This is a genomic window from Sediminibacterium sp. GW821-FHT12F12, from assembly GCF_058806635.1.
The window spans coordinates 1-21,887 of sequence record NZ_JBXAPW010000023.1 but is presented as its reverse complement, the minus strand read 5'-3'; the positions used below and the strand labels follow the sequence as shown (position 1 = coordinate 21,887).

Here is a 21,887-nt window from a genome sequence, read left to right as displayed (position 1 = left end):
CTGGGGTCAAACAGTACTTTCCAGATCGGCCATAGTTACAGCAGCGGCACTTACTATGCGGAACTGATACAGGGTACCAGGCGTAAAGTGGTGCAGTTGATCAAGGCAAGAGGATAGGGGGTAATTAATAATTAGCAATTAATAGTTAGTAATTAGAAATTGTACCTAAAAAGACCCGCTCAACCAGAGCGGGTCTTTTTTTATGCGGCTATAAAATAGGGTGCATTGGGTACAAATCGATTTAGGATTTGTGAAAATGAGGTTGTTTTTGACAAATAGGGTGAAATGCACTGGTTGGTTACCGTTAAAACATCGATTCTAAAATGGGTTATTTCATCCAATATCCATATTCCATTTTCTCCGAGTTTTAACCTGTCGAATTTTTCTATGGCATGGATAACCGTGCCACAGGGTTTCGGGGACTTTTGTTTACAATCCAATATCCATTATGCCCGTTCTGAAAAGAACAGGCATTTTTGTTTACAGTAGGTAAGCCTGCTACAGACATACCGGTTTTGTAGTTCAAACCATGACATAAGATTACGCAATCCACCCATGCTTCAGAAACATCATTTTGATGAATTTTGACTTGTCAAATATTTCAGGGAATACGCCTGAAATATAGATGAGAGATGTACCCTGTTTGAAATCCAATATCCAATGGTTTCTTTCGTGATAAGAGGAGGTTTATCGTATCCTCCTGTTATGTACTACATCATGTGTTTACCTGGTTACTATTTTACGGTTTGGTTATTAAAGGGAATGCGCAGTTCCCTGAATGGTTAAGAGTCACTGATCAGGTGGCTCTTTTTTTTGCTGCTGTGTAATGAAAAATCAGCAAATAAAAAAGAGTGAAAAAACGGTTTTTTAAGAGATGAGAATGTGTCACATTTGAAACATAGAACAGGAGATTCTTCATCCCTGAGTTTCCTGAACGATCTGAATGCTAAATAAGCTGCACAAACAGTGTATCTGTATAACTGTCAACGGTTTGTAAACTCGGTTTCTTAGTGATTGTACAGTAAGTAAACATGTCACCTCCATCCCAGGTGCGCCTGGCGATCCGGGGGGGTCGGGGGGTGATGTGTTTATGTTTTGTGAAAAACCTAGTGTTTTACGCGGAGAAAGTGGATCAATAAATAGCCTGTTACACATAAAAGCAGGATAGCAAGAATAGCAATGGTGAGCCAGTTCTGCTCTTTCAGTTTGCGTTTATTTCTGCGTGTAACTTTTTTGTCGGTATGTTTTTGCAGCTGGCGGTTCAGTTGTGCAACATAATTCTTCACCTCCTGCGGATCCCTGAAATGCTGCAGGCCTTCCATGGCTTCATTCACAAAAGAAGAATCGACCATTTGTTTCTCAATGGCAAACCTTTCCTCTTCGGTGGCTTTCCCCTGCAGGTAACGAAGCAGTTCTTCACTGCCTGGTTCCTCGTCATGGTTCAATATGTTGGAAAGTTGACTCATCCGTTAGTATGCATTTTCTTTTCTACCAGTATTTTCAGGTTTCGTTTACCGTTTTGTATATGACTTTTGACCTGTAGTAAGCTATAGCCGGTATGATTAACGATCTCCTGATAGCTTTTTTTCTGCAGGTAGAACAAAGTTACACAGGTTTTCTGCTCCGGGTTCAGTTCTTCCAGCGAAGTTTCCAGCAGGGAAAGGGTGATTTCTTTATTGGCCAGTTCTGCCCGGTCAGTCTCAGGCGAAGCTATCGGGGTATCATCTTCTACCGGGATAAAGATATTTTTATCCCGCAGTTTCATCAGGCAATGGTTACGTGCCACGGTGTATAACCAGCTTTTCAGGTATTCCACTTTGTATTTACCCAGTTCGGTAATGGCTTTCAGGAAAATCTGCTGTACGGCATCTTTTGCTTCTTCTTCATTTTTCAGGTATTTCATGCATACACCCAGCAATAACAGCGTATACCGCTGCAGTGCAATTCCCAGCCATTGGTTATCCCTGTCGCTGTAGAATTTCTGCAGTAGTTCCTGGTCGCTGATATGTTCGTACCGGTTATTGCTCACTGTTTGAAAATAAGCATTTTCTGTTTAGATGCCATAGTGCTAAAATTCCATATCTTGACCGCAAATTTACACTATGTCCTTTGTGATCTGTATGGTACCCGCTGCTCCCTTGCGCAAAGAAGAAGCACATCGTTCTGAAATGATCAGTCAGATCCTGTTTGGTGAGTTGGCCGAAGTGCTGGAAGAAGGCAAACAGTTTACCCGCATCCGCTGCCAGTACGATGGGTATGAAGGATGGTGCCAGACCAGCCAGCTAACTGTGATTGATCCGGCTATTGTCAATACAAACAGTACACATATCGCTGCTGAGTGGGAGAACCTTGCCGTTATCAACGGACAACCTATGCATCTGTCGCTGGGAACCTCATTGGGCATATTCGCCCAAAACAAAGTACAGGTAGGCGATTGGCAGATTGCTTATCTCGGTAGAACCTGGGATAGCCGCGAAGCCATTTTTGCGGAAGATGAGATCCGTGGTTTAGCCATTCAATATATCAACACCCCTTATCTCTGGGGCGGACGGTCTACCTATGGAATTGATTGCAGTGGTTTTGTGCAACAGCTGTTCCGCTTTTTCAATATTCGGTTACCGCGGGATGCTTACCAGCAGGTAGAAGGGGGGGAAGTGGTAGGTTTTTTACAGGAAGCCGTTTGTGGCGACCTGGCATTCTTCGATAATGAAGAAGGAAAAATCACCCATGTTGGTTTGCTCTTTTCTCCAGATACAATTATTCATGCTGCAGGTAAAGTGAGAATTGACAGGATCGACAATATGGGCATTATCAACTCCGACACAGGCGAACGGACGCATCGGTTACGTATTGTGAAGCGGTATATGCCCAGCTCTTTCTAATCGGGCAAAAAAAAGGCAACCCACTGGGGTTGCCTCGTATCAAACAGTTGATATGTTTATAACAGATCCATGGCTTTAGCGAAATAGGTAACTGTGCCGGGTAAAGCCAGCCAGAAAAACTCGCGGTAAACAACTAATAAAGTGATCATAGCGGCAAGCCATAAAAAGCAAAGTGCCCAGTATTTTCCTCTTGATTGTTTTACTTCTTCCATGTGTTAAATTTTGGCAAAGATAGGGGGGAGAAATCATTTTTCGCCCAAACCCTGCCCGGTTTGTTGAATATTTGTGGATGCAGTAGCCGGATCCTTTGCCGGTAAAGGTTTGCTCTTGTCGAAAAACAGCATTTTCAGAGAAATCAGCAGTAAAATGAGGGCAAAAACCTTCTTCATTTTCTCATCGCTCACAGACAAAGCCAGTTTACTTCCGAGGAAACCACCCAGCACAAAAGCGGCGGCCACCACCAGCACATAATTAACGTTCAGGTACCCTTGTTTGTAGTACTGCAACACGGCCAGTATGCCTACGGGTAAGAGCAGAATCCCCAGTGAAGTGCCCTGCGCCATTTTCTGCGAGAATCCCAGAAACAATACCAGTGCCGGTACAATAATGATACCGCCGCCAATACCTATCAGGCCGCTTAGAAAACCGGCGGCCAGACCTACTATCAGGAGCAAGAGCAATGTGGTAATGGTCATTTTGGGAGCTTGGTTTGACAAGGCGGTGGCTTATTTTACAAAGGTTTCTTTGTAGAAACGGATGGCTTCTTCAATAATGGAGAGGGCCTGGGCCTTATCACCAAAATCTTCTACTACTACGGTTTTGTTTTCCAGTTTCTTGTACTCTTCAAAGAAATGGCGCAACTCATCAAAGAAGTGTTTGGGCAGCTCTTCAATATTGTTATAGTGGTTTACACCAGGGTCGTTGGCAGCAACGGCAATGATCTTATCATCCGGATCGCCACCATCGATCATCTGCATCACACCCACCACTTTGGCTTCCATGATGGTGAGCGGTTGTATGGGCAGAGAAGTGATAACGAGAATATCCAGCGGATCTTTATCACCACCATAGGTCTGCGGAATGAATCCGTAGTTGGAAGGATAATAAAAAGAAGAGAAGATAACCCTGTCCAGCTTCAGCAAACCACTGGGTTTATCGATCTCGTATTTGCAACGGGATCCCTGCGGAATTTCGATGATCGCGTTTACAACACGTGGGGCATTTTCTCCGTAAGGAACGCCATGCCAGGGATGTAGTACATTCTGATGATGCATATCTGTATAATTAATTCTTTTATTTTGTTAACCAATAACCCAGTGCCACGGCCGCCAGGCCCAATACCAGTGTGGCACCGGTATACAGCACAAATGTCCCATATCTTTCCTGCCCCAGCAACTGTAAATTTTCCCAGGCAAAAGCCGAAAAAGTGGTAAATCCGCCGCAGATACCTGTTGCGAGAAATAAGCGCCAGTTGGTAAATCCATCCTGTTTGGCCGAAAACCCCATAATGGCACCTATCAGTAAAGAACCCAGTATGTTTACTGTGAAAGTGGCATAAGGGAAGTTCTCCAGTCTGATCAGGCACCCCGTCACATACCGTAACATCGACCCGATCATGCCACCTGCGCCTACCAATAAGAGTTGCCTGATTAGCATAGCGATAAAATTATTGTGAGCTGCCCAGGTCTACCAGCCAGGTCTGGTTTCTTTTAACTACCTGCAAAATATGCGGCTCTTTGTCAAATGAATTGCTGTAATGGATGGCAGTGGTACTATCAGTCAATTCCTTCACTTCCGCAATATTGATGGAGGCGGTGCGGTACTGCTGGCGTCCCTCCTTGTCTTTTTCGCGATAGTTTTTTTCTGTGAGCAACAGCAACTGTTTGTTCTTTTCATCAGTAACGGTATAAAAAGCTGCTCTGGAAAAATCGCCTTGCAGGGTAGCGTTGATGTATTCGCGTCCGGCGTCCAGCGCATCTTCTGCTTTCCGGTATTCGGGTTGTTTGCTTGTACAGGCGGCGAGAAGAATCAATATGATCCAGTTAAATGATTTCATGGGTGGGTATTAGTGTAAAGGTACAATCAGGAAGGTATCTGCCGAAAAATATCGCTGTTCAGTGCGAGGAAACAAATTTCAGACCTGCAATGGAAGCGATCAGGGTTACCATAAAGAACAAACGCCAGAAATCGGCCGGCTCTTTAAAGAACAGGATACCGATCAGCGCAGTTCCTACAGCGCCAATGCCCGTCCAGACTGCATAAGCCGTACCCAACGGTAAAGTTTGCGTGGCTTTGTATAAGAGGTACATACTCAGGCTGAGGCTGATAAAAAAGCCACCTACCCAATACAGCGATGCCGTACCGCTGCTGATACGGGCCTTGGCAAGACAGGTGGTAAAACCCACTTCAAAAAGCCCGGCAATGATCAGTATGATCCAGTTCATACAGCAAAGATAGGGTGGCGGGGTATTTCAGACTAAACCTCAAAGGGTAGCCAAAAAATCATCCATCAGTTCCGTAATAGCGGCCGCAGTGGCAGCATCGGTTACCTGGCCATCTATGTTCAGTTTTGTTTTAGGAGCTGAGATCAGCAAGGATCCTTTTTCGCCCAGTTGAACACCCACTGTTTTCATTACCAGGTTCAGGGCTTCATGGGCTTTCTGTCCGGAAGAGGACGCCGTAATCAGTGCTGCCGGTTTGTTGGTGAAGAGGGTGGTAGATACCGTCCACTCAATCGCGTTTTTAAAACTGCCGGGTAAACTGAATACATATTCCGGGGTACAGATCAGCACCCCATCTGCGTCTTCGATCAGTTGACGGAAATGGATCACGGTGCCGGGTAAAGGATCTGCATCCATATCGGGATTAAAATGCGGAAGCTGGTCAATGGCCTCATACAGGATAAAAGCAACTTTGTCTGCATACTGTTTAGCAATGTGATGCAGTATATGACTGTTCACAGAATGTTTACGGGTACTGCCACAAATGGCGAGGATCTTTTTCATTGGGTTCTTTTCACAAAAAAATAAAATCCCGGTTTATAAAAGCTGGTGCAGTTTGGCGTATTGCAGCAGCATAATGGTTTTGGCATCTTTGATCTCGCCGGTTTTTATCATCTGCAGGGCTGTATCCAGCGTAAGCTCCAGCACTTCTATGTTCTCCTGCTCGTGTTCCAGTCCGCCACCCTCATGAATTTTCATCTGTTTATCATATTCAGCTACAAACAGATACAAAATTTCAGTAACAGATCCCGGCGACATATACGCTTCCATCACTTTTCTTACCTCTTTCACCTGGTAGCCGGTCTCTTCTTCTGTTTCGCGACGGATACAGTCTTCCGGATTGTCTGTGTCAAGCAAACCCGCACAGGCTTCGATCATCATACCATCCGGGTTGCCGTTGATAAAGGTGGGTAAACGGAACTGGCGGGTCAGGATCACGGTACCCTGAGTGCGGTTATAGAGCAGGATAGCGGCACCATTGCCCCGGTCATAAGCTTCTCGCACATGGGTTTTGCGGTTGCCATCGGCATCGGTGAATGCGTAGGTGATTTTTTTCAGGATATACCAGTTGTCAGACAGGATCGCTGATTCCAGGATCTCAATAGCAGGTGCCATAATTGAATTTAGATAGTAAGCTGATCAGGATATTGTTTTCTGCTTTGTCAGCAGTTTACCCATGCCGATCAAAACTAAGAAGAGAAATACAAACACCAGCACCAGCACCATACCGTTCATCAAAACTTTCGGGTATCCCAGTTCGGTTACATTGATAAAAGGGTAGGGGTAGAAACCGGAAATAGCGCCACGTACACCAATAAAAACAGTATAACATAAGGGATACAATGCCCAGGTAATCGAATTTTTCCATTGTAAACCAGCCTTTGGTGTGTACAATAACCAGAAAAGCAGTGTGAGTAGGGGAAGCACAGAATGTAAGAGTTCATCTACCGGGATCTGAAAACCGGTAGGGTGCCAGATGGGACGCAACACCAGGTTATAGACAGCACCTACTACAATGATATACACCGTAACAGCTGTTTGCGTGCCGGGTCGGGTAAAAAAAGCTTTCCATTTGCCAGACATGAAATAGGCACTGAAACAAAGAGCCACTATGATATTAGACTGGATCGTAAAATAGCTGAAGAAACGGATGATCGCTTCTGACAGTGAAGTTGTCCGGCCCTGAATCAGGATCACCAGTTGAGCAATCACTGCAAACCATCCCAGCAGGGCTGTAAAAAAGGCATAAGTTCGCTGGGTGGATGGCATGCAGTAGGTTTAGAACCAGTAAGTTAAGACATATTGTTTATTTCTGGTATCTCTTAATTGATTCTTAAGCCTATGCGCTGTTTCAGGTGTATCCGGCTATCGTGAAATCCTGTGTATGAAGTGTCGCGAATATGCCGTGCCTACCTCACTCATCAATAATATCAAGATAAGTATCGCTCGCGGTTCCGGGAAAACTGTCTTCCTGGTCAATGGTTTCATCTTCGTCATCCTTTTTCTTTTCTTCTTCTTCTGCTAATATGATGGGAGTCTCTGCCTCGGGTTGTGTTTTATGCAAATCAGGATCTGCAGGCAGGGGGGCTTTTTTGTTAAAGTCCTCATTTGTTTTTACCGCTGGTTGATCATGCGTGTTAGGTGCATTGCGGAGCGGGTTGGCATTGGGTGTGGGATTCGGTTCCATGGGAAAGGGATAAAAGGTGAGTTAAAATGATATAACAAAAATGCAAAAGACCGGTCAGCTATCTGTTACAGTGCGACAGAAAAGCGTTGCATAAATCCCATGTATGCCTGCGCATAAAAGTGGTTCGGAAAAGCGTTAGCTGGAAATAAAATGAGTGACATCTCTGTGGTATACAGCTACTTGATTTTATCCGATGAAACATTTTTCAGGAAAAACACCGCTATCTCAGCCCTTGACCCAAACCTGACGGGCAAAACACTGGTGCCAATTCCTCTGGATACATAGAGTTTTGGATCTGCATCACCGTACCAGCCTTTTACATATTTACCACTACCCGGTGGCAAGAAGGGGGCATATCCCAACAGGTTAATTTGTCCGCCATGAGTGTGTCCTGATAAGATACAGGTTGTTTGAATCTCTTTGGGTAATAATGCCCGGATCTGTTCGGTGTATTGCGGACAATGATTCAATATAATATGATGATCACTGGCTTGGTAATGTTGAAGTGCGGTACTGATATCTGCTTTACCCCCTACCAGATCATCTACACCGGTAATGGAAAGAGTGGTGGTGTTGAAATGATATTGTATGCTCTTGTTAACCAGTAAAGTTCCGTTATGCGTTTGATATACTTCTGCTAATGCTGCCAGATCAACTTTACCCCAGTATTCCCAATTACCCGGAATCGCGGCTTTGGGAATGTTTGTATCTATCAGCCCAAGAAATTCGTTGAACAATGGAAGGTTACTGGCTTTGTCGATGGCATCGCCGGTAAACAGGATCAGGTCTGGCCGCAGTCTGTTGATTTTTTTAGCCAACTGCCTGATCTGGTAACTGATTTTCTGCAGGTGCAGATCAGATACCTGGATCAATCTCAGGTTATCGGTTTCCCGGGTAGCTGTGCCCAGGTAAAATTCATTAGTTTCGATACAAAATTTTTCTATCCAGAACGCATCTGCTACTGCAATACCTGCTGCTGTAATTAACCCTGTGGCAATGAATTTTCGTCTGGTAATAGACATAGCTATGTTGAATTCTTTTTGTCAGGCAGGTTTATCAGATGAATTTTTAAATAAATTATAACTATTGGAAAATGTTCAGGTAAAACCGGTTTCGATAATTTAATTACTTAACCTGTAATACGGAACCGTTTTGTAAACTTCAAACCCAAGTTTTAATGCAAGTTGGTACGACCCGGTATTTTCCAGTCTGCAAGCCCAAATAGGTTCATAATCATTTGCCAGGCAATAATCAATCAATGCGGCACATACCAGTTCTGCATAACCTTTGCCTCTGAATTCTGCAATGGTTTCAATGCCCAGCTCAAACTGTTTGCCAAACCAGAAAGAAGAAAATGCCATGGATGCCAGCTGGTTCTGATAAAACAGGCTATAGGCAAGTCCGTTTTTTAAAAAATCAGCTTCATTGTTCCAAAAGTTGGCAGGAATTACACTACCTCTCATCTCTCGGAATAACTCCCCATTAGTGGGGAGAATTCTGATAGCAGGATGGGTAATGGATTTGCGGTTTGCCAGGAATTTCGTTTTATTGAATTTGAAGTTTACCCTTGTGTTTAATTCAATGATCCCTTTTTCCTGTTGAGCGGTATTACGGGCCGCGGGAATCAGTGTTTCTCCGAATAAATTCTGCAGAACCGGATCCCAGTTGTTGGGGAAAGCCTGCATCCATTCATGTTTTTGCCGCGTTCCGTTTTGGTTCAGGGCATATGCTTTGAACCAATTATTAAAAGATGGATTTTCGCAGTTGCCAAACAGCAATGTCATGCCATAGGGGTGGATCACATAAAAAGTAGATGGGTTGTCACAGTCGTCAACATATACCTGCCCGTTCACCTTTTGTTCAATAACGGAACGTGCAAACAGATTGTTGATGGTTACCTGCCGGAGTGGTGCCAGAAGTAGGTGATAGTTTGTTTTGTTTAAAAGTTGCATAGGCAAATAAGGATAATGGTTACTACGGATAGTACTTTTTCTACGGCAAAATTGAAAATTAAGTTTCTATTTCACTTCCGGCAGTAAAACCAACTTCACGAAATTACTATCAGTAAAATAGGTAGCAGCCAGTGATCTGGTTCTCTCTACCGTTAACTGTTTCAGCTTCTGCGGCGCTTCCAGGATTTTCAATGGGTCGGCATTTCTGAAGAATTGCTGCTCCAGTTTAAAACGCCAGTAGCTGTTCTCTTTCACTTCGTTCTCTAAGCTACGGGTTTGTTCGGCAATCACTTTGTCTACATTGATCTGCGCCACCCCATTCGCTTTGGTCTGTTTGATCTCTTCCTGCACCAGTGCTACCAGCTTGTCTACATTCTCCGGTGCACAGCTGAACTGGATACCGATACTGTAACTGGGATTGGGTTCCCGGTTAATACCACCACTTACCCCCACACCATATACGCCACCTGCATCTTCGCGCAGCACCTCGCGTAGTTTAATGCCAAGTGCTTTGCATAACTGACCCAGTTGCAGATCATCCGTTTCGTTATAGGTGGTGTTGCCGGTATAAAATAAACGAACGCTGGCTTTGTTCTCTTTTCCCTTGCGGATGATTTTACTGATCTGTCCGCTGGGATAACGCATGCCCACATCCTTCCAGCTTTCTTTTTGCGGATTGCCTGGTAAAGAAGCTACGTATTTTTCGATCAATGGTTTGATACTATCCACATTGAAATTACCCACGAACGTAAACAGGAACTGCCCGGGATTGCTGAACCGTTCTTTGAAAATGGCAAATGCCCGGTCGAGGTCGATCTTCTGCAGATCATTCACCGTATACGGTTTCCGCCGCGGATGATAATTGCCCATGATATAGCCTACCGAATCTGCAAACACAGATCCCGGATCCTTGTCTTTGTTTTCTAACTGTGCTTTGAACTGCTGCATCACCACATTAAACATGTCCTTGTCTTTGCGCGGCGCCACAAACTGTCCGTGTAATAACTGTAATGCCGTTTCCAGGTCTTTCACGGTACTGTTCCCATTCAATCCCTGCATGGTATTGGCAATGGAAGCAGATACATAGCAATTCTTGCCGCTCAGGGCTTTCTGCAATTGCTGAAGATCCATATTGCCGATACCTCCCACAGAAGCCACCACGGCAGCATTGGCGGCATTGATATACTCCTCATCGCTATACAGCGAAGTGCCGCCCCAGCTGATGCAGGAGAATTGAACATCATCATTTTTGAAAGTAGTCGGCTTCAGAATCACCCTTGCACCATTGGATAATGTCCATTCTGTGGTACCGATCGCTTCATATTTTTTCTCACTCACTACTTTACCCGCCACGGGATCTACGGGTAGGATGGGAGAGGAGGATACTTTGTCTGTGTATTTCGTCAGTTTTCCTGCGGGTTTGTTCAGCTGCACCGTAACAACTGCTTGTGGGGGCAGGTTCTTTTTTTCTTTTTCCGGAGCGGTGATCACTACGGCACGTCCCGTAGGCTTGATCCATTGGGCTATCAGGCTGTTTACTTCCGCCAGGGTAATACCGGGAAGTAACCGCTGGTATAGTTCATATTCTTTCTCAATACCCGGAATGGCTTCTCCCTTCAGGTAATGTTCGATCAGTTCCGGCAATAGTTCGGCAGATTTGGTCTTGTTGCGCTCCTTGTACATATTCTCCACCCTCGACAAAATATTTTTCACCGCCCGCTCCAGTTCTGTTGCAACAAAGCCATATTGTTTCACTCTTTCATTCTCAGTTAACAGGGTTTGTATAGATGCGGATACGTCTTTCCCTGTTTTGGCAACAGCCAGTAATGTAAAGGCATCTTTATCTCCGATAAAACCACCGTAACTACTGTTACCGAAAAGAAAAGGTGCCGTGGGTTTCTGTGCTATCTCATCCAATCTCCCACTCATCATCTGGTTAAATAATTCTCTTACCATAGACGCGCGGAACTGCACTTCAGTGGTTACGGGAGGCAGCTGCGGTAAAGTATAATAGATCTGCACCACGTTATAAGGCTGTTCCGCATCGGTAAGAATCGATACACGGGTTTCTGTGTGAGCGGGAATGCCGTATTTGATTCTTTTTTTAGGGTTTACGGAAATGGGGATATTTTCAAAATGTTCTTTAATCATTTTCTCCGTCTCTGCCAGGTCCACATCGCCTACAACGATCACTGCCTGCAGATCAGGCCGGTACCAGTCTTTGTAATAGGAGGTAAGCTGGTTATAATGCGCCGTATCAATATTGGCCTTCGTGCCAATGGGCAAACGTTTGGCATATTGAGAACCTTTGAGCAGCACCGGAAAATATTTATCCCGCAGCCTGGCATCCGCCCCGCGGCCCAGACGCCATTCTTCTACAATCACGCCTCTTTCTTTATCAATCTCTGCCGGTTCAAAACTTACCGCATGTGCCCAGTCTTCCAGGATCTGCATGGCCTGTTTATAAATCATCGGACTATCCGTAGGCACCTGTAACTCGTAAATGGTTTCATCAAAAGAAGTAGAGGCATTCAGATCGGCACCGAAATTCACACCGCTTTTCTCGAGAAAATTTACCAGTTCATTTTTTTTGAAATTTTTGGTTCCGTTAAAACTCATGTGTTCCACAAAATGCGCGAGTCCTACCTGTTTGTCGGTTTCCAGTACAGACCCTGCATTTACCACCAACCGCAGCTCTGCCCGGTTTTTCGGCTCCTGGTTCTGGCGGATATAATAGGTAAGCCCGTTCTTCAGCTTACCGATCTTAACGGCAGGATCTGCAGGAAGTACTTTGTTGGATGGCTGTGCAGCAGTTGACAAAACTGCCAACACGAATAAGGCGAGCAGAAATTTCATTCGTATCATAGAAGCGGATTATGATACGAATGTAGGAATAGTTAATCAGGGATTAGCGAATTGGCGAATTGCGGATTAACGGATTGGGGTGTTCGAAGACGGCGCAAGGATTCGGCTTGGTTTTCAATCCGCTAATCCGCTAATCCGTTAATCCTTTAATGCATAAACCCGAGATTCCGGATCAAGTCTTCCGGTAAACGGGGGAGTTTCTTACGTTCAATAAGATAGGTTGATAAGCCTGACAGATCGCGGTACACATAGTGTTTGCTCAAAGCACCTTCCAGGTAACCGGCACCAGAGGTATTTCCTGTTCCTACCCGCATGCCGATCATTCTTCTTACCATGATCAGGTGTTTGTGGCGCCAGTTACTCATCAGGTGGTCTATTTCGATCAGCGCATCCAGGATCTGGTACGAGGTCTGGAACATCGGAAAATCGCGGTACAGCATAATAAAAAGGGCCGAACGCATGGCCGCCGGAGAGAAATTACTCCTCAGCAGATCCAGTTGCTCGGCACTGCTGCCTTCCGGTGCTTTCTCGAAAAATACATAATCAAAGTCGCCGATCTTATTCTGCTCTCTTTCGGTTAAACCTGTCTGGTAAATATGTCGGTAATCGTTCCAGAAAGGATGGTGAGAGAGTGAATCAGGAGCAGTGCTTTGATAATCCTTCCAGTAAGCGTCTGTAAAAAAAGGCATCCGCTCCAGCCAGTTATTTACCAGTTGCAGCAGGCTGGCCTGTGTTTCTATATCGGTAATATGCTGGTAATCGGGTTGCGTAAAACCACCTTCATTGGTGCGCTTGTAGTATTCTTTGTGGTGTCGTTTGTCTAATTGCAATCCCAGCCTGGCTTCCAGCAAACGAAACTGTTTACTCTGGAAACCCGAAGAAGGGGTAAGCAGGTTCCGGAACTCAAGAAAATCCAGCGGGGTCATGGTATCCAGGATATTCACCTGCTGGTTCAGTAACTGGATGATCTGTATGATACGGTTCAACCGGTGACGAACCAGGTTCAGGTCTTCCGAATTGTCGTTGATCTTTTCCTGCGCAAATACCTGCATCACATAATCCAGCTCAAACAGGATCTGTTTAAACCAGAGCTCATAGGCCTGGTGTATCACAATGAACAGCATTTCATCGTGTGCCGGTTCATTTCCCTTTTCAAAACTGACAGGGTGTTGGGCATCCAGCACTTTATCCAGTTGCAGGTAACCGCCATAATACATCGCTTGCTTTTCCATAGGGCAATCCTTAGGCTGCAAAGAAAGGGTTTTGCAGGGTAATGGGCAACCCGGGATAACAGAGACTAAACAGAATAGTTACCGACTGCTATAAATGTGTTTGTTTTACACACCCCTTTTCAATAATTTTAAACCCTAAACAGATTGTTATGCGCAAGACCTATTTCCTGCTGCTGTTACTGGTAATCGCTTTTGTTTCCTGTAAGAATGGTGCCGATACTACCGTGGCGGCGGATACAGGTTTCATTGATGGCCATCCCGCCTGGATCATGCAGGGTAATATTTACGAAGTGAATGTTCGTCAATACACACCCGAGGGAACTTTCGTCGCATTTGCCAAACACCTCGACCGTTTAAAAGAAATGGGGGTGCAGACACTCTGGTTCATGCCCATCAATCCCATCAGTAAAGTGGATCGGAAAGGTACACTGGGTAGTTATTATGCAGTAGCTGACTATACGGCCATCAATCCTGAATACGGAACTCTCGAAGATTGGAAAGCACTGGTAAAACAGGCGCATGAGAAAGGTTTTAAAGTGATGATCGACTGGGTGCCCAACCATACCGGCGCGGATCATTACTGGCTTACCAAACATCCTGATTTTTATGTGAAAGATAGTAAGGGTAATCCGGTATCGCAGTTCGACTGGACCGATACCCGTAAACTCAATTTCGCCAATGCCGAGCTGCGCGATAGTATGATACAGCAGATGAAATACTGGGTAACAGAAACCGGTATTGATGGCTACCGCTGCGATTATGCAGTTGGGCCTTCCCGTGATTTCTGGAAAACCTGTATCCGGGAAATGAAAGCCGCGAAGAAGAATATTTTCATGCTGGCCGAGGCTGATAGTGCCTGGCTGCACGAAGTAGGGTTTGATGCTACCTATTCCTGGCCCGAGTTTAACATGATGAAATTGATCGCCGCCGGCAAACGTAATGCCGCTGCCATGGATAGTGTGCTGAAACGGGGAGATACCACATTGGCCGCGAATGCCATCCGCTTATATTTTACCAGCAACCACGACGAGAACAGCTGGAACAAAGCCGATTTTGAAACCATGCCCGGTGATATTCATGCTCCCTTTGCCGTTTTGACACAGACCCTGAAACGTTCGGTACCACTGGTGTACAGCGGACAGGAAGAGCCGGTGTTACGTGCCATTCCTTTCTTTGAAAAAGACAGTATCCGTTTTGAAAAACTGGAGCGGGCAGGTTTGTATCAGAAATTACTGACACTACGAAAAACCAATCCAGCTTTAAGTGCCAATGCTTCTTTTGCCAGATTGACCACTGGTATGGAAGATAAAATCTACGCCTATGCCCGTCAGATAGAGAAAAACAAAGTAATTGTGTTACTCAATTTTACTGGTTCACCACAAACTTTTTCGGTAAAAGATGGACTGCTTACCGGCGAAGCCACAGAACTGTTTTCCGGCAAAAAAGAAAAAATGGAACCCGGCAAAACTTTCAGCTTACCCGCCTGGGGATACCAGGTGTACAGCTTTTGACAGATAGTTACTGCTATAAACTGCGCCTCCGCGCCTTTGCGAGAAAATACAAGTATGCCGATCTATGAGGGCATTGTTTTTTCTAACAATGGCTCTTAGTACTTGTAGCGCAAGCATTAGCCCTTTATCTTTGTCTCCATGAACAGAAAAGACCTGATTGCCCAGATCAAGCAAAAGAAAACTTATCTCTGTGTAGGACTGGATACTGATATTACCAAAATCCCCAAACACCTGCAGTCGCATCCCGATGCCGTATTCGAGTTTAACAAAGCCATTATCGATGCTACGCTGGAACATTGTGTGAGTTATAAGATCAATACGGCATTTTACGAGTCGCAGGGACTGAAAGGTTGGGAGACGATGGAAAAAACGGTTCATTATATCCCCAAAACGCATTTTACTATTGCCGATGCCAAACGTGGCGATATTGGCAACACTTCATCACAATACGCCAAAACCTTTTTCGAAGTATTACCCTTTGATTCGGTAACAGTAGCCCCTTATATGGGCGAAGACAGTGTACGTCCTTTTCTGGAATATGAAAATAAATGGACCATCGTGTTGGGCCTTACTTCCAATGCCGGCAGTAACGATTTTCAGCAGCTCAGTTTACAGGGCCCGGGAGAGTCAAAGCGTTTATATGAAACCGTTTTAACTAAGGTAGCCTCCTGGGGCAGCCCCTCTAATCTCATGTTTGTGGTAGGTGCCACCCGCGCCACCGATCTGGCCCATATCCGTAACATCATACCCGAACATTTTTTACTCGTGCCCGGCGTGGGTGCACAGGGTGGTAGCCTGGAAGAAGTATCCCGCTACGGATTAAACTCTGATGCCGGTCTGCTGGTAAATGCCAGTCGCGCCGTTATTTTTGCCAGCGGCGGAGAAGATTTTGCCGGGCAGGCCAACAAAGTTGCCGCCGCTTATCATGCTGAAATGTCTTCGTACTTATAGGGAGTATATTGATTTACTTGTTTATTGGTCCGCCTCAAACAAGCATTAACATAATATCAATAGCTTAATTACAAACAAGTAGCCTGCAAGCTCTATAAACTAATAAACCAGCAAGCCAGTAAACAAGTAAACGAATAAACCAATCCCCCATGAACAGAAGAAAATTCCTGCAGCAAAGTTCTCTTTCTGCCGCGCTGCTTACCATAGCTCCGGCCGGTTTTTCAGCTCCCAAAAAGAAACAGGGTTTTCGTGTCAGTTTTATGTCTGATGTACATGTAAAACCAACAGACATAGCAGAACAGGGGATGCGCAAAGCTTTCCGGCATGTGAATGCATTGAAACCTTCGGTTGATTTTATTATGAATGGGGGAGATGCCATCATGGATGCGTTGAATGCCAGTAAAGAGAAAGTACAGAAACAATGGGATGTATGGAACAGTGTACTGCAATCAGATAATCAATTACCCATGTATCACTGCATCGGTAACCATGATGCCTGGGGCTGGCAGATGACGGATGCATCTGTAAAAAATGATCCACTCTACGATAAACAATGGGTTTTACAACAGCATAAAATGCCGGCAAGGTTTTACAGTTTCGAACACAAAGACTGGAAATTCATTGTACTGGATAGTGCGCAGGAAAACAATGGCGGTTATATTGCCCGTATTGATGAACCGCAGTTCGCCTGGCTGGAGAATGAGTTAAAGAATACACCAGCTGCAACACATATCTGTATCGTGTCGCATATTCCTATCGTTTCATTTGTGTCTGCCGTTTTCTCTGATAAAAATGAAGCCAATGGCGACTGGCGCATTTCGCGTGCCCTGCTGCATGTAGATTCCCGCCGTTTAACCGATCTCTTCAAAGGGTTCCCTAATATCCGTTGTTGTTTGAGCGGACATATACACATGCAGGATAAGATAGAGTACAAAAGCATATCCTACTATTGCAATGGTGCCGTTAGCGGTAACTGGTGGGGTGGCGCTTTTCATGACTTTGAACCTGCGTATGCTGTTTTCACTTTTTCAGCAGATGGAACAGTGACGCGCGAGATGGTTACTTATGGCTAAACTGCTGCATCATGGCAGCCACTTTTGCTGCCCATACAGCATGGGCTTTTCCGGAATAATGCAGTTGATCAACTGCCAGCAGGCTTTTATCATCGGCTACCTCTCTTGTATCTCCAGTAATGTCGATATAATGAACCCGGTTCTCTTTTGCGATGGATTCACATACCTGGTTAAACATGTCTATTTCTGTACGGATGGTAGCCGTATCTTTTTCTGCCGCATAAGGCGTTTGCCCCCAATCTGGTATTGAAAGCACCATCACATGGTCTGCTTTGTTACCTGCCAGATGAATGGCTTTGTGCAGGAGAAAAGTAAAATCCGTTTTGAAATCAGCAAGTGGTAACCCCCGGTATTGATTGTTTACTCCTATCAATAAGCTTACAAAATCATAAGATTCATTCAGGTTGGTATGTAACAAATGAGCAGCCAGTTCTGCGCTCGTCCAGCCGGTTTTGGCAACGATCTCCGGTGCCTGAAAAGGGTAACCGGCTTTTCTGAGTAACTGCACCGTTTGATAAGGAAAATTTTCATGCAGGGGAACCGATTCTCCAATGGTATAAGAATCACCCAGTGCCAGATAAGTGTAATGATGTTTCGACATACAGCTTGCTGTTAAAAATGGTCGCGTAGTATTTCATAGAACCGGTATACATCCACAAAACTGCAATACATCGGTGCCGGAGCTACTCTGATGACGCCGGGTTCGCGGTAATCCACTATAATACCGCTTTCAATCATTTTGTTGTGTATATCCTTGCCCCGTTCTGTAAAGTACAAAGATAATTGTGCCCCACGAACCGTTGTATCCTGCGGGGTGATGATCTCAAATTTCAGGTTGGGTAACTGATGTAAGAGATATTCCAGGTAGGCGGTTAACCGGATACTTTTGGCCCTCAGTTTTTCAATGCCGGCCGCATCAAATAATTCTAAAGCAGCTTTTAAAGAAACCATATTAAATACCTGCGCCGTGCTGATATTCCAGCCACCTGCATTGTTTTTGGGAATGAATCCTTTCTCCATCTTAAACCGCGTCTTTTCATCATTGCCCCACCAGCCGCCTAACCGGGGTGTTTGCGGATCGGTGGCAAAACGTTCATGCACATACACACCACCCACAGCTCCCGGACCGCCATTCAGGTATTTATAACTGCACCATACAGCAAAATCAACATTCCAGTCATGCAGATGCAAGGGTACATTCCCGGTTACATGTGCGAGATCAAAACCGGCAATGGCTTTTACTTTGTGTGCCGCTTTGGTGATCTGCTGCATATCAAACAGCTGCCCTGTATAATAATTGATACCACCGAACAGTACCATGGCCAGACTGTTACCCTGTTCTTCAATAGCGGCAGTAATGTCTTTTGTGTGTAATATTTTCTCTCCATCGCTGGGCGCAACTTCAACAATAGCGGTGGCGGGGTCATATCCGAAATGTTTGACCATTGTTTCTACTGCATATTGATCAGAGGGAAACGCACCCGCTTCCATCAAGATCTTGAAACGATCCGGGGTAGGCCTGTAAAAACTCAGCATCAGCAGGTGCAGGTTTACGGTAAGGGTATTCATTACCGTAACTTCATTTTCCTGGCATCCCACCAGATTTGCGAGAGAAGGGCGCATATAGTCCTGGTAGTACAACCAGGGATTTTTTCCGCCAAAATAACCACCCACCGCTTCCTCGCGCCAGCTGGTAAGCTCGGTCTGGATCGCCGCCTCCACATTTTTGGGTTGCAGTCCCAGTGAATTACCACAGAAATAGATCACATCCCGACCGTTTTTTTTCGGAAAATGGAACTGTTGTTTGAATCTAGCCAGCTCATCGGCCGCATCGGCCTGTAAAGCAAAATCAGGGGTGGCTTGAAAATGGGTAGACATGGCAATCCTTTCCTGCAAAGTAAGCAGGATTTGCCATTCGAGAGAAGATGGATTCTTAGATTTCTTTATCCGCTAATCCGTCATCCGCCCATCCGTCAATTTTCTTCCCCATCGGCCCTGCATTTTAATTTCTTTGCATTACTTTCATCCACCCAAAACATAAACTAACTGCTATGAGAAGCTTTCTGCTGATCCTGTTATTATCCATGGCCGGTGTGCTGTCTTACGCACAACCTGTGCCTGTCACAAAAGCCAATTACCAACTGGCCGCCCGTTATTCACCCAAAAAGCTGGATAAACTGGTCTTCAGTACCAGTGTAGATCCGCACTGGTTAAAAAAGAGCGAGCGTTTCTGGTACATGTACGAAACCTCCGAAGGTAAAAAATGGTACATCGTAGACCCCGTGAAGGGAGAGAAAAAACTCCTTTTCGATAATGCCGATCTGGCGGCCAAAATTACCCGTATTGTCAAAGATCCTTTCGAGGCACAACACCTCGGCCTGGATAGCATGCGTTTTATCAAAGATGAGAACTGGATCCAGTTTGAGGTAAAAAGCACGCAGGAAATCGAGAAGAAAGATTCTACTGCCAAAAAAGGCACCCCACCTGTAAAGGAAAAGAAAGTATTCTATTTTGAATACAACCTCACTACCGGCGAACTGGTAGAGCTGAATGATTTCAAAAAGCCCAAACGCCAACCCAGATGGGCCTCTCTATCACCCGATGGCAATGTGGTACTCTTTGGCAGAAATTATAACCTGTTCTGGATGGACAAAGCCAATTATGAAAAAGCCTTGAAGAATGAAGACGATTCTACCATTGTGGAATATGCGTTAACCAAAGACGGTATTGAGAACTACAGTTATTTCTCTGAAGGAAACCTCTCAGGCAGCGGCGATAATAATGTGGATAAGGAAAAGAACCAGAAAAAACGCAAGCCGGTATTTGCTTACTGGTCGCCCGACTCCAAACATTTTGTATTGGGCCGAACCGATAACCGGAAAGTGAAAGACCTCTGGGTCATTAACAGCCTCAGCGAACCCAGACCAACCCTGGAAACCTATAAATACTGGATGCCCGGCGAAAAAGAATCACCCGTTGATCATCTTTACCTTTTTGATGTAACCGCACAAAGCGGAAAGGAATTGAATGTATCCCTCTTTAAAGACCAGGATGTATCTGTGTGGGCCGACCCAGGTAAGAACAATGCACGCGATGATGATTTCCGTCCGTTGAAATGGCTGGGTACTTCCGATAAATTCTATTTTACCCGAACCAGCCGCGATCAGAAACGTGTGGATGTTTGTGTGGCCGATGTGGCAACCGGTGCTGTTAAAGCTTTAATAGAGGAGCGTTTCAATACCTATATCGAAACACGCAGACTTGGATTGGTAAACGACGGCAAAGAATTCATCCAGTGGAGCGAGCGTGATGGTTTTGCACATCTGTATCTCTATGATGAGAACGGCAAACTGAAAACGCAGCTTACTTCCGGTACCTATCACGTAGAAAACATACTCGGTATCGATGAAGCTAAACGTATTGTGTATTTCTCAGCCAATGGTCGCGAGCCCGGCGAAGATCCTTATTACCTGCATGCTTACAAGGTAAACCTGGATGGCACAGGTTTAAAACTCCTGAACCCCGGAGAGTTTGAGCATGCAATGAACATGAATGATGGGAAATCCTTTTTTGTAGATAATTACTCAAGAGTAAATACCGTTCCCAAATCTACCTTGTATGCTGCCGATGGCAGAAAAGTGATGGATCTCGAAACCGCCGACCTGAGCTCATTAATGGCTACCGGCTATAAATTTCCACAGGTATTCAAAGTGAAAGCAGATGATGGTATCACAGATATTTATGGCGTAATGTACAAACCTTTCGACTTTGATTCTACAAAGAAATATCCGGTGATCGAATACGTGTATCCCGGTCCGCAAACAGAAGCAGTTAATAAAGCATTCAGCCGCGGTATGGATCGTACCGATCGTTTATCACAACTGGGTTTTGTGGTAATTACAATGGGTAACCGTGGCGGACATCCCTCGCGCAGCAAATGGTACCATAACTACGGCTATGGCAACCTGCGTGATTATGGACTGGCTGATAAAAAAGCCTGTGCCGAACAACTGGCCGACCGCTACGCATTCATTGACGTAAATCGGGTGGGCATTCACGGGCATTCCGGTGGTGGTTTTATGAGTACGGCTGCTATGCTGGTATATCCTGATTTCTTTAAAGTGGCGGTATCTTCTTCCGGTAATCATGATAATGCTGTGTATAACCGTTGGTGGAGCGAGCAACACCATGGGGTGAAGGAAGTGATCGGCGAAAAGGGAGATACGAGTTTTGTCTATAATATCGAAAAGAACCAGGACCTGGCCAAGAATCTGAAAGGACATCTGATGCTCTCAACCGGTGATATCGATAATAACGTACATCCGGCCGGTACCACAAGGGTGGCCAATGCCCTGATCAAAGCCAATAAAAGATTTGATCTCCTGATCCTGCCCGGACAGCGCCATGGATACGGCGATATGGTAGAATATTTTTTCTGGCGCATGGCCGATTATTTTACCGAGTACCTGATGGGCGATAAAAGCGGCCGCCCCGTAGACATGGAAGAGATGAACAGGGAAGTAGAACAAAGCGGATCCAAAGCTGCTGCCGGTGGCAGGAGAGGAGGACCGGAAGAATAAAAGATATTGTTGTGTCTGTGTCGTCCTGAAAAAAGAACTCACCACATAATCGGGTGAGTTCTTTTTTATTGGGGGTGTCCCGTCCTGAAATAGCGATACACAAAAACAGTCGTTATGTCACAAAGTGCATCAAATCAGTACGTTAAACGTAC

At 45.2% G+C, this 21,887-nt stretch carries 23 protein-coding genes; 5 read left to right on the top strand and 18 right to left on the bottom strand.

The genetic code is table 11. The features are described from left to right. Positions 1-1,106 precede the first annotated feature (1,106 nt). Entirely contained in the window at positions 1,107-1,466 is a 360-nt protein-coding gene (locus AC1RNB_RS18455) for a hypothetical protein (protein ID WP_493085224.1), read from the bottom strand. Next, positions 1,463-2,029 carry an RNA polymerase sigma factor gene (locus AC1RNB_RS18450; protein ID WP_493085222.1) on the bottom strand — a complete coding sequence of 189 codons (567 nt, stop codon included), beginning with the start codon at positions 2,027-2,029 and terminating at the stop codon, positions 1,463-1,465. The genes AC1RNB_RS18455 and AC1RNB_RS18450 overlap by 4 nt, the downstream gene beginning before the upstream one ends. A gap of 73 nt (positions 2,030-2,102) precedes the next feature. On the opposite strand from AC1RNB_RS18450, the gene AC1RNB_RS18445 reads away from it, so the two are divergent. Next, complete coding sequence (locus AC1RNB_RS18445; RefSeq protein WP_493085220.1) at positions 2,103-2,882, top strand: C40 family peptidase; 780 nt, start codon at positions 2,103-2,105, stop codon at positions 2,880-2,882. Positions 2,883-2,938: 56 nt separating this feature from the next. On the opposite strand, the gene AC1RNB_RS18440 is transcribed toward AC1RNB_RS18445, so the two are convergent. The 14 genes from AC1RNB_RS18440 to AC1RNB_RS18375 form a co-directional block, all read right to left on the bottom strand. Continuing rightward, positions 2,939-3,094, bottom strand: coding sequence for a hypothetical protein (locus AC1RNB_RS18440; RefSeq protein WP_493085218.1), 156 nt, complete (start codon positions 3,092-3,094; stop codon positions 2,939-2,941). A 33-nt stretch (positions 3,095-3,127) separates the two neighbouring features. Continuing rightward, the gene (locus tag AC1RNB_RS18435) at positions 3,128-3,598 is read right to left on the bottom strand and encodes a sulfite exporter TauE/SafE family protein (protein WP_493085216.1); all 471 of its coding nucleotides are present in this window, start codon (positions 3,596-3,598) and stop codon (positions 3,128-3,130) included. Positions 3,599-3,607: 9 nt separating this feature from the next. Next, positions 3,608-4,156 carry an inorganic diphosphatase gene (locus AC1RNB_RS18430; protein ID WP_493085214.1) on the bottom strand — a complete coding sequence of 183 codons (549 nt, stop codon included), beginning with the start codon at positions 4,154-4,156 and terminating at the stop codon, positions 3,608-3,610. Between the two features lie 19 nt (positions 4,157-4,175). Beyond that, complete coding sequence (gene crcB, locus AC1RNB_RS18425; protein ID WP_493085213.1) at positions 4,176-4,538, bottom strand: fluoride efflux transporter CrcB; 363 nt, start codon at positions 4,536-4,538, stop codon at positions 4,176-4,178. A gap of 10 nt (positions 4,539-4,548) precedes the next feature. Then, positions 4,549-4,938, bottom strand: a complete 390-nt coding sequence (locus AC1RNB_RS18420; RefSeq protein WP_493085211.1) for a hypothetical protein — start codon at positions 4,936-4,938, stop codon at positions 4,549-4,551. A 58-nt stretch (positions 4,939-4,996) separates the two neighbouring features. Next, entirely contained in the window at positions 4,997-5,326 is a 330-nt protein-coding gene (locus AC1RNB_RS18415; protein WP_493085209.1) for a DMT family transporter, read from the bottom strand. 39 nt (positions 5,327-5,365) lie between these two features. Next, positions 5,366-5,887: an NADPH-dependent FMN reductase gene (locus AC1RNB_RS18410; RefSeq protein ID WP_493085208.1), complete on the bottom strand. Its 522-nt coding sequence runs from the start codon at positions 5,885-5,887 to the stop codon at positions 5,366-5,368. Between the two features lie 33 nt (positions 5,888-5,920). Next, positions 5,921-6,499 carry a GDP-mannose pyrophosphatase NudK gene (nudK, locus tag AC1RNB_RS18405; protein ID WP_493085206.1) on the bottom strand — a complete coding sequence of 193 codons (579 nt, stop codon included), beginning with the start codon at positions 6,497-6,499 and terminating at the stop codon, positions 5,921-5,923. Between the two features lie 24 nt (positions 6,500-6,523). Then, positions 6,524-7,153 (bottom strand): Pr6Pr family membrane protein, encoded by a 630-nt coding sequence (locus tag AC1RNB_RS18400; protein ID WP_493085204.1) that lies wholly within the window; start codon positions 7,151-7,153, stop codon positions 6,524-6,526. A 145-nt stretch (positions 7,154-7,298) separates the two neighbouring features. Beyond that, on the bottom strand, positions 7,299-7,571 hold the full coding sequence (locus AC1RNB_RS18395; protein WP_493085203.1) for a hypothetical protein: 273 nt from the start codon (positions 7,569-7,571) through the stop codon (positions 7,299-7,301). 176 nt (positions 7,572-7,747) lie between these two features. Then, positions 7,748-8,593, bottom strand: coding sequence for a metallophosphoesterase (locus AC1RNB_RS18390; protein ID WP_493085202.1), 846 nt, complete (start codon positions 8,591-8,593; stop codon positions 7,748-7,750). A gap of 99 nt (positions 8,594-8,692) precedes the next feature. Then, entirely contained in the window at positions 8,693-9,523 is an 831-nt protein-coding gene (locus tag AC1RNB_RS18385; protein ID WP_493085201.1) for a GNAT family N-acetyltransferase, read from the bottom strand. Between the two features lie 66 nt (positions 9,524-9,589). Further along, positions 9,590-12,388 carry a M16 family metallopeptidase gene (locus tag AC1RNB_RS18380; RefSeq protein ID WP_493085199.1) on the bottom strand — a complete coding sequence of 933 codons (2,799 nt, stop codon included), beginning with the start codon at positions 12,386-12,388 and terminating at the stop codon, positions 9,590-9,592. Positions 12,389-12,534: 146 nt separating this feature from the next. Then, on the bottom strand, positions 12,535-13,620 hold the full coding sequence (locus tag AC1RNB_RS18375) for a tryptophan 2,3-dioxygenase family protein (RefSeq protein ID WP_493085197.1): 1,086 nt from the start codon (positions 13,618-13,620) through the stop codon (positions 12,535-12,537). Between the two features lie 149 nt (positions 13,621-13,769). Between AC1RNB_RS18375 and AC1RNB_RS18370 the strand changes: the two genes are divergently transcribed. The 3 genes from AC1RNB_RS18370 (at position 13,770) to AC1RNB_RS18360 (ending at position 17,155) form a co-directional block, all read left to right on the top strand. Next, complete coding sequence (locus tag AC1RNB_RS18370) at positions 13,770-15,131, top strand: alpha-amylase family glycosyl hydrolase (RefSeq protein WP_493085196.1); 1,362 nt, start codon at positions 13,770-13,772, stop codon at positions 15,129-15,131. A 138-nt stretch (positions 15,132-15,269) separates the two neighbouring features. After that, positions 15,270-16,082, top strand: coding sequence for an orotidine-5'-phosphate decarboxylase (gene pyrF / locus AC1RNB_RS18365; protein ID WP_493085194.1), 813 nt, complete (start codon positions 15,270-15,272; stop codon positions 16,080-16,082). A gap of 149 nt (positions 16,083-16,231) precedes the next feature. Next, positions 16,232-17,155 (top strand): metallophosphoesterase family protein, encoded by a 924-nt coding sequence (locus AC1RNB_RS18360; protein WP_493085192.1) that lies wholly within the window; start codon positions 16,232-16,234, stop codon positions 17,153-17,155. On the opposite strand, the gene AC1RNB_RS18355 is transcribed toward AC1RNB_RS18360, so the two are convergent. Beyond that, positions 17,142-17,756: an SGNH/GDSL hydrolase family protein gene (locus AC1RNB_RS18355; protein WP_493085190.1), complete on the bottom strand. Its 615-nt coding sequence runs from the start codon at positions 17,754-17,756 to the stop codon at positions 17,142-17,144. The genes AC1RNB_RS18360 and AC1RNB_RS18355 overlap by 14 nt on opposite strands. A gap of 11 nt (positions 17,757-17,767) precedes the next feature. Continuing rightward, positions 17,768-19,033, bottom strand: a complete 1,266-nt coding sequence (gene kynU, locus AC1RNB_RS18350) for a kynureninase (RefSeq protein ID WP_493085189.1) — start codon at positions 19,031-19,033, stop codon at positions 17,768-17,770. A 173-nt stretch (positions 19,034-19,206) separates the two neighbouring features. Here kynU and AC1RNB_RS18345 point away from each other — a divergent pair, with 173 nt between their 5' ends. Continuing rightward, a complete protein-coding gene (locus tag AC1RNB_RS18345) occupies positions 19,207-21,735 on the top strand; it encodes a S9 family peptidase (RefSeq protein WP_493085187.1) in 2,529 nt (842 codons plus the stop codon). Positions 21,736-21,887 lie beyond the last annotated feature (152 nt).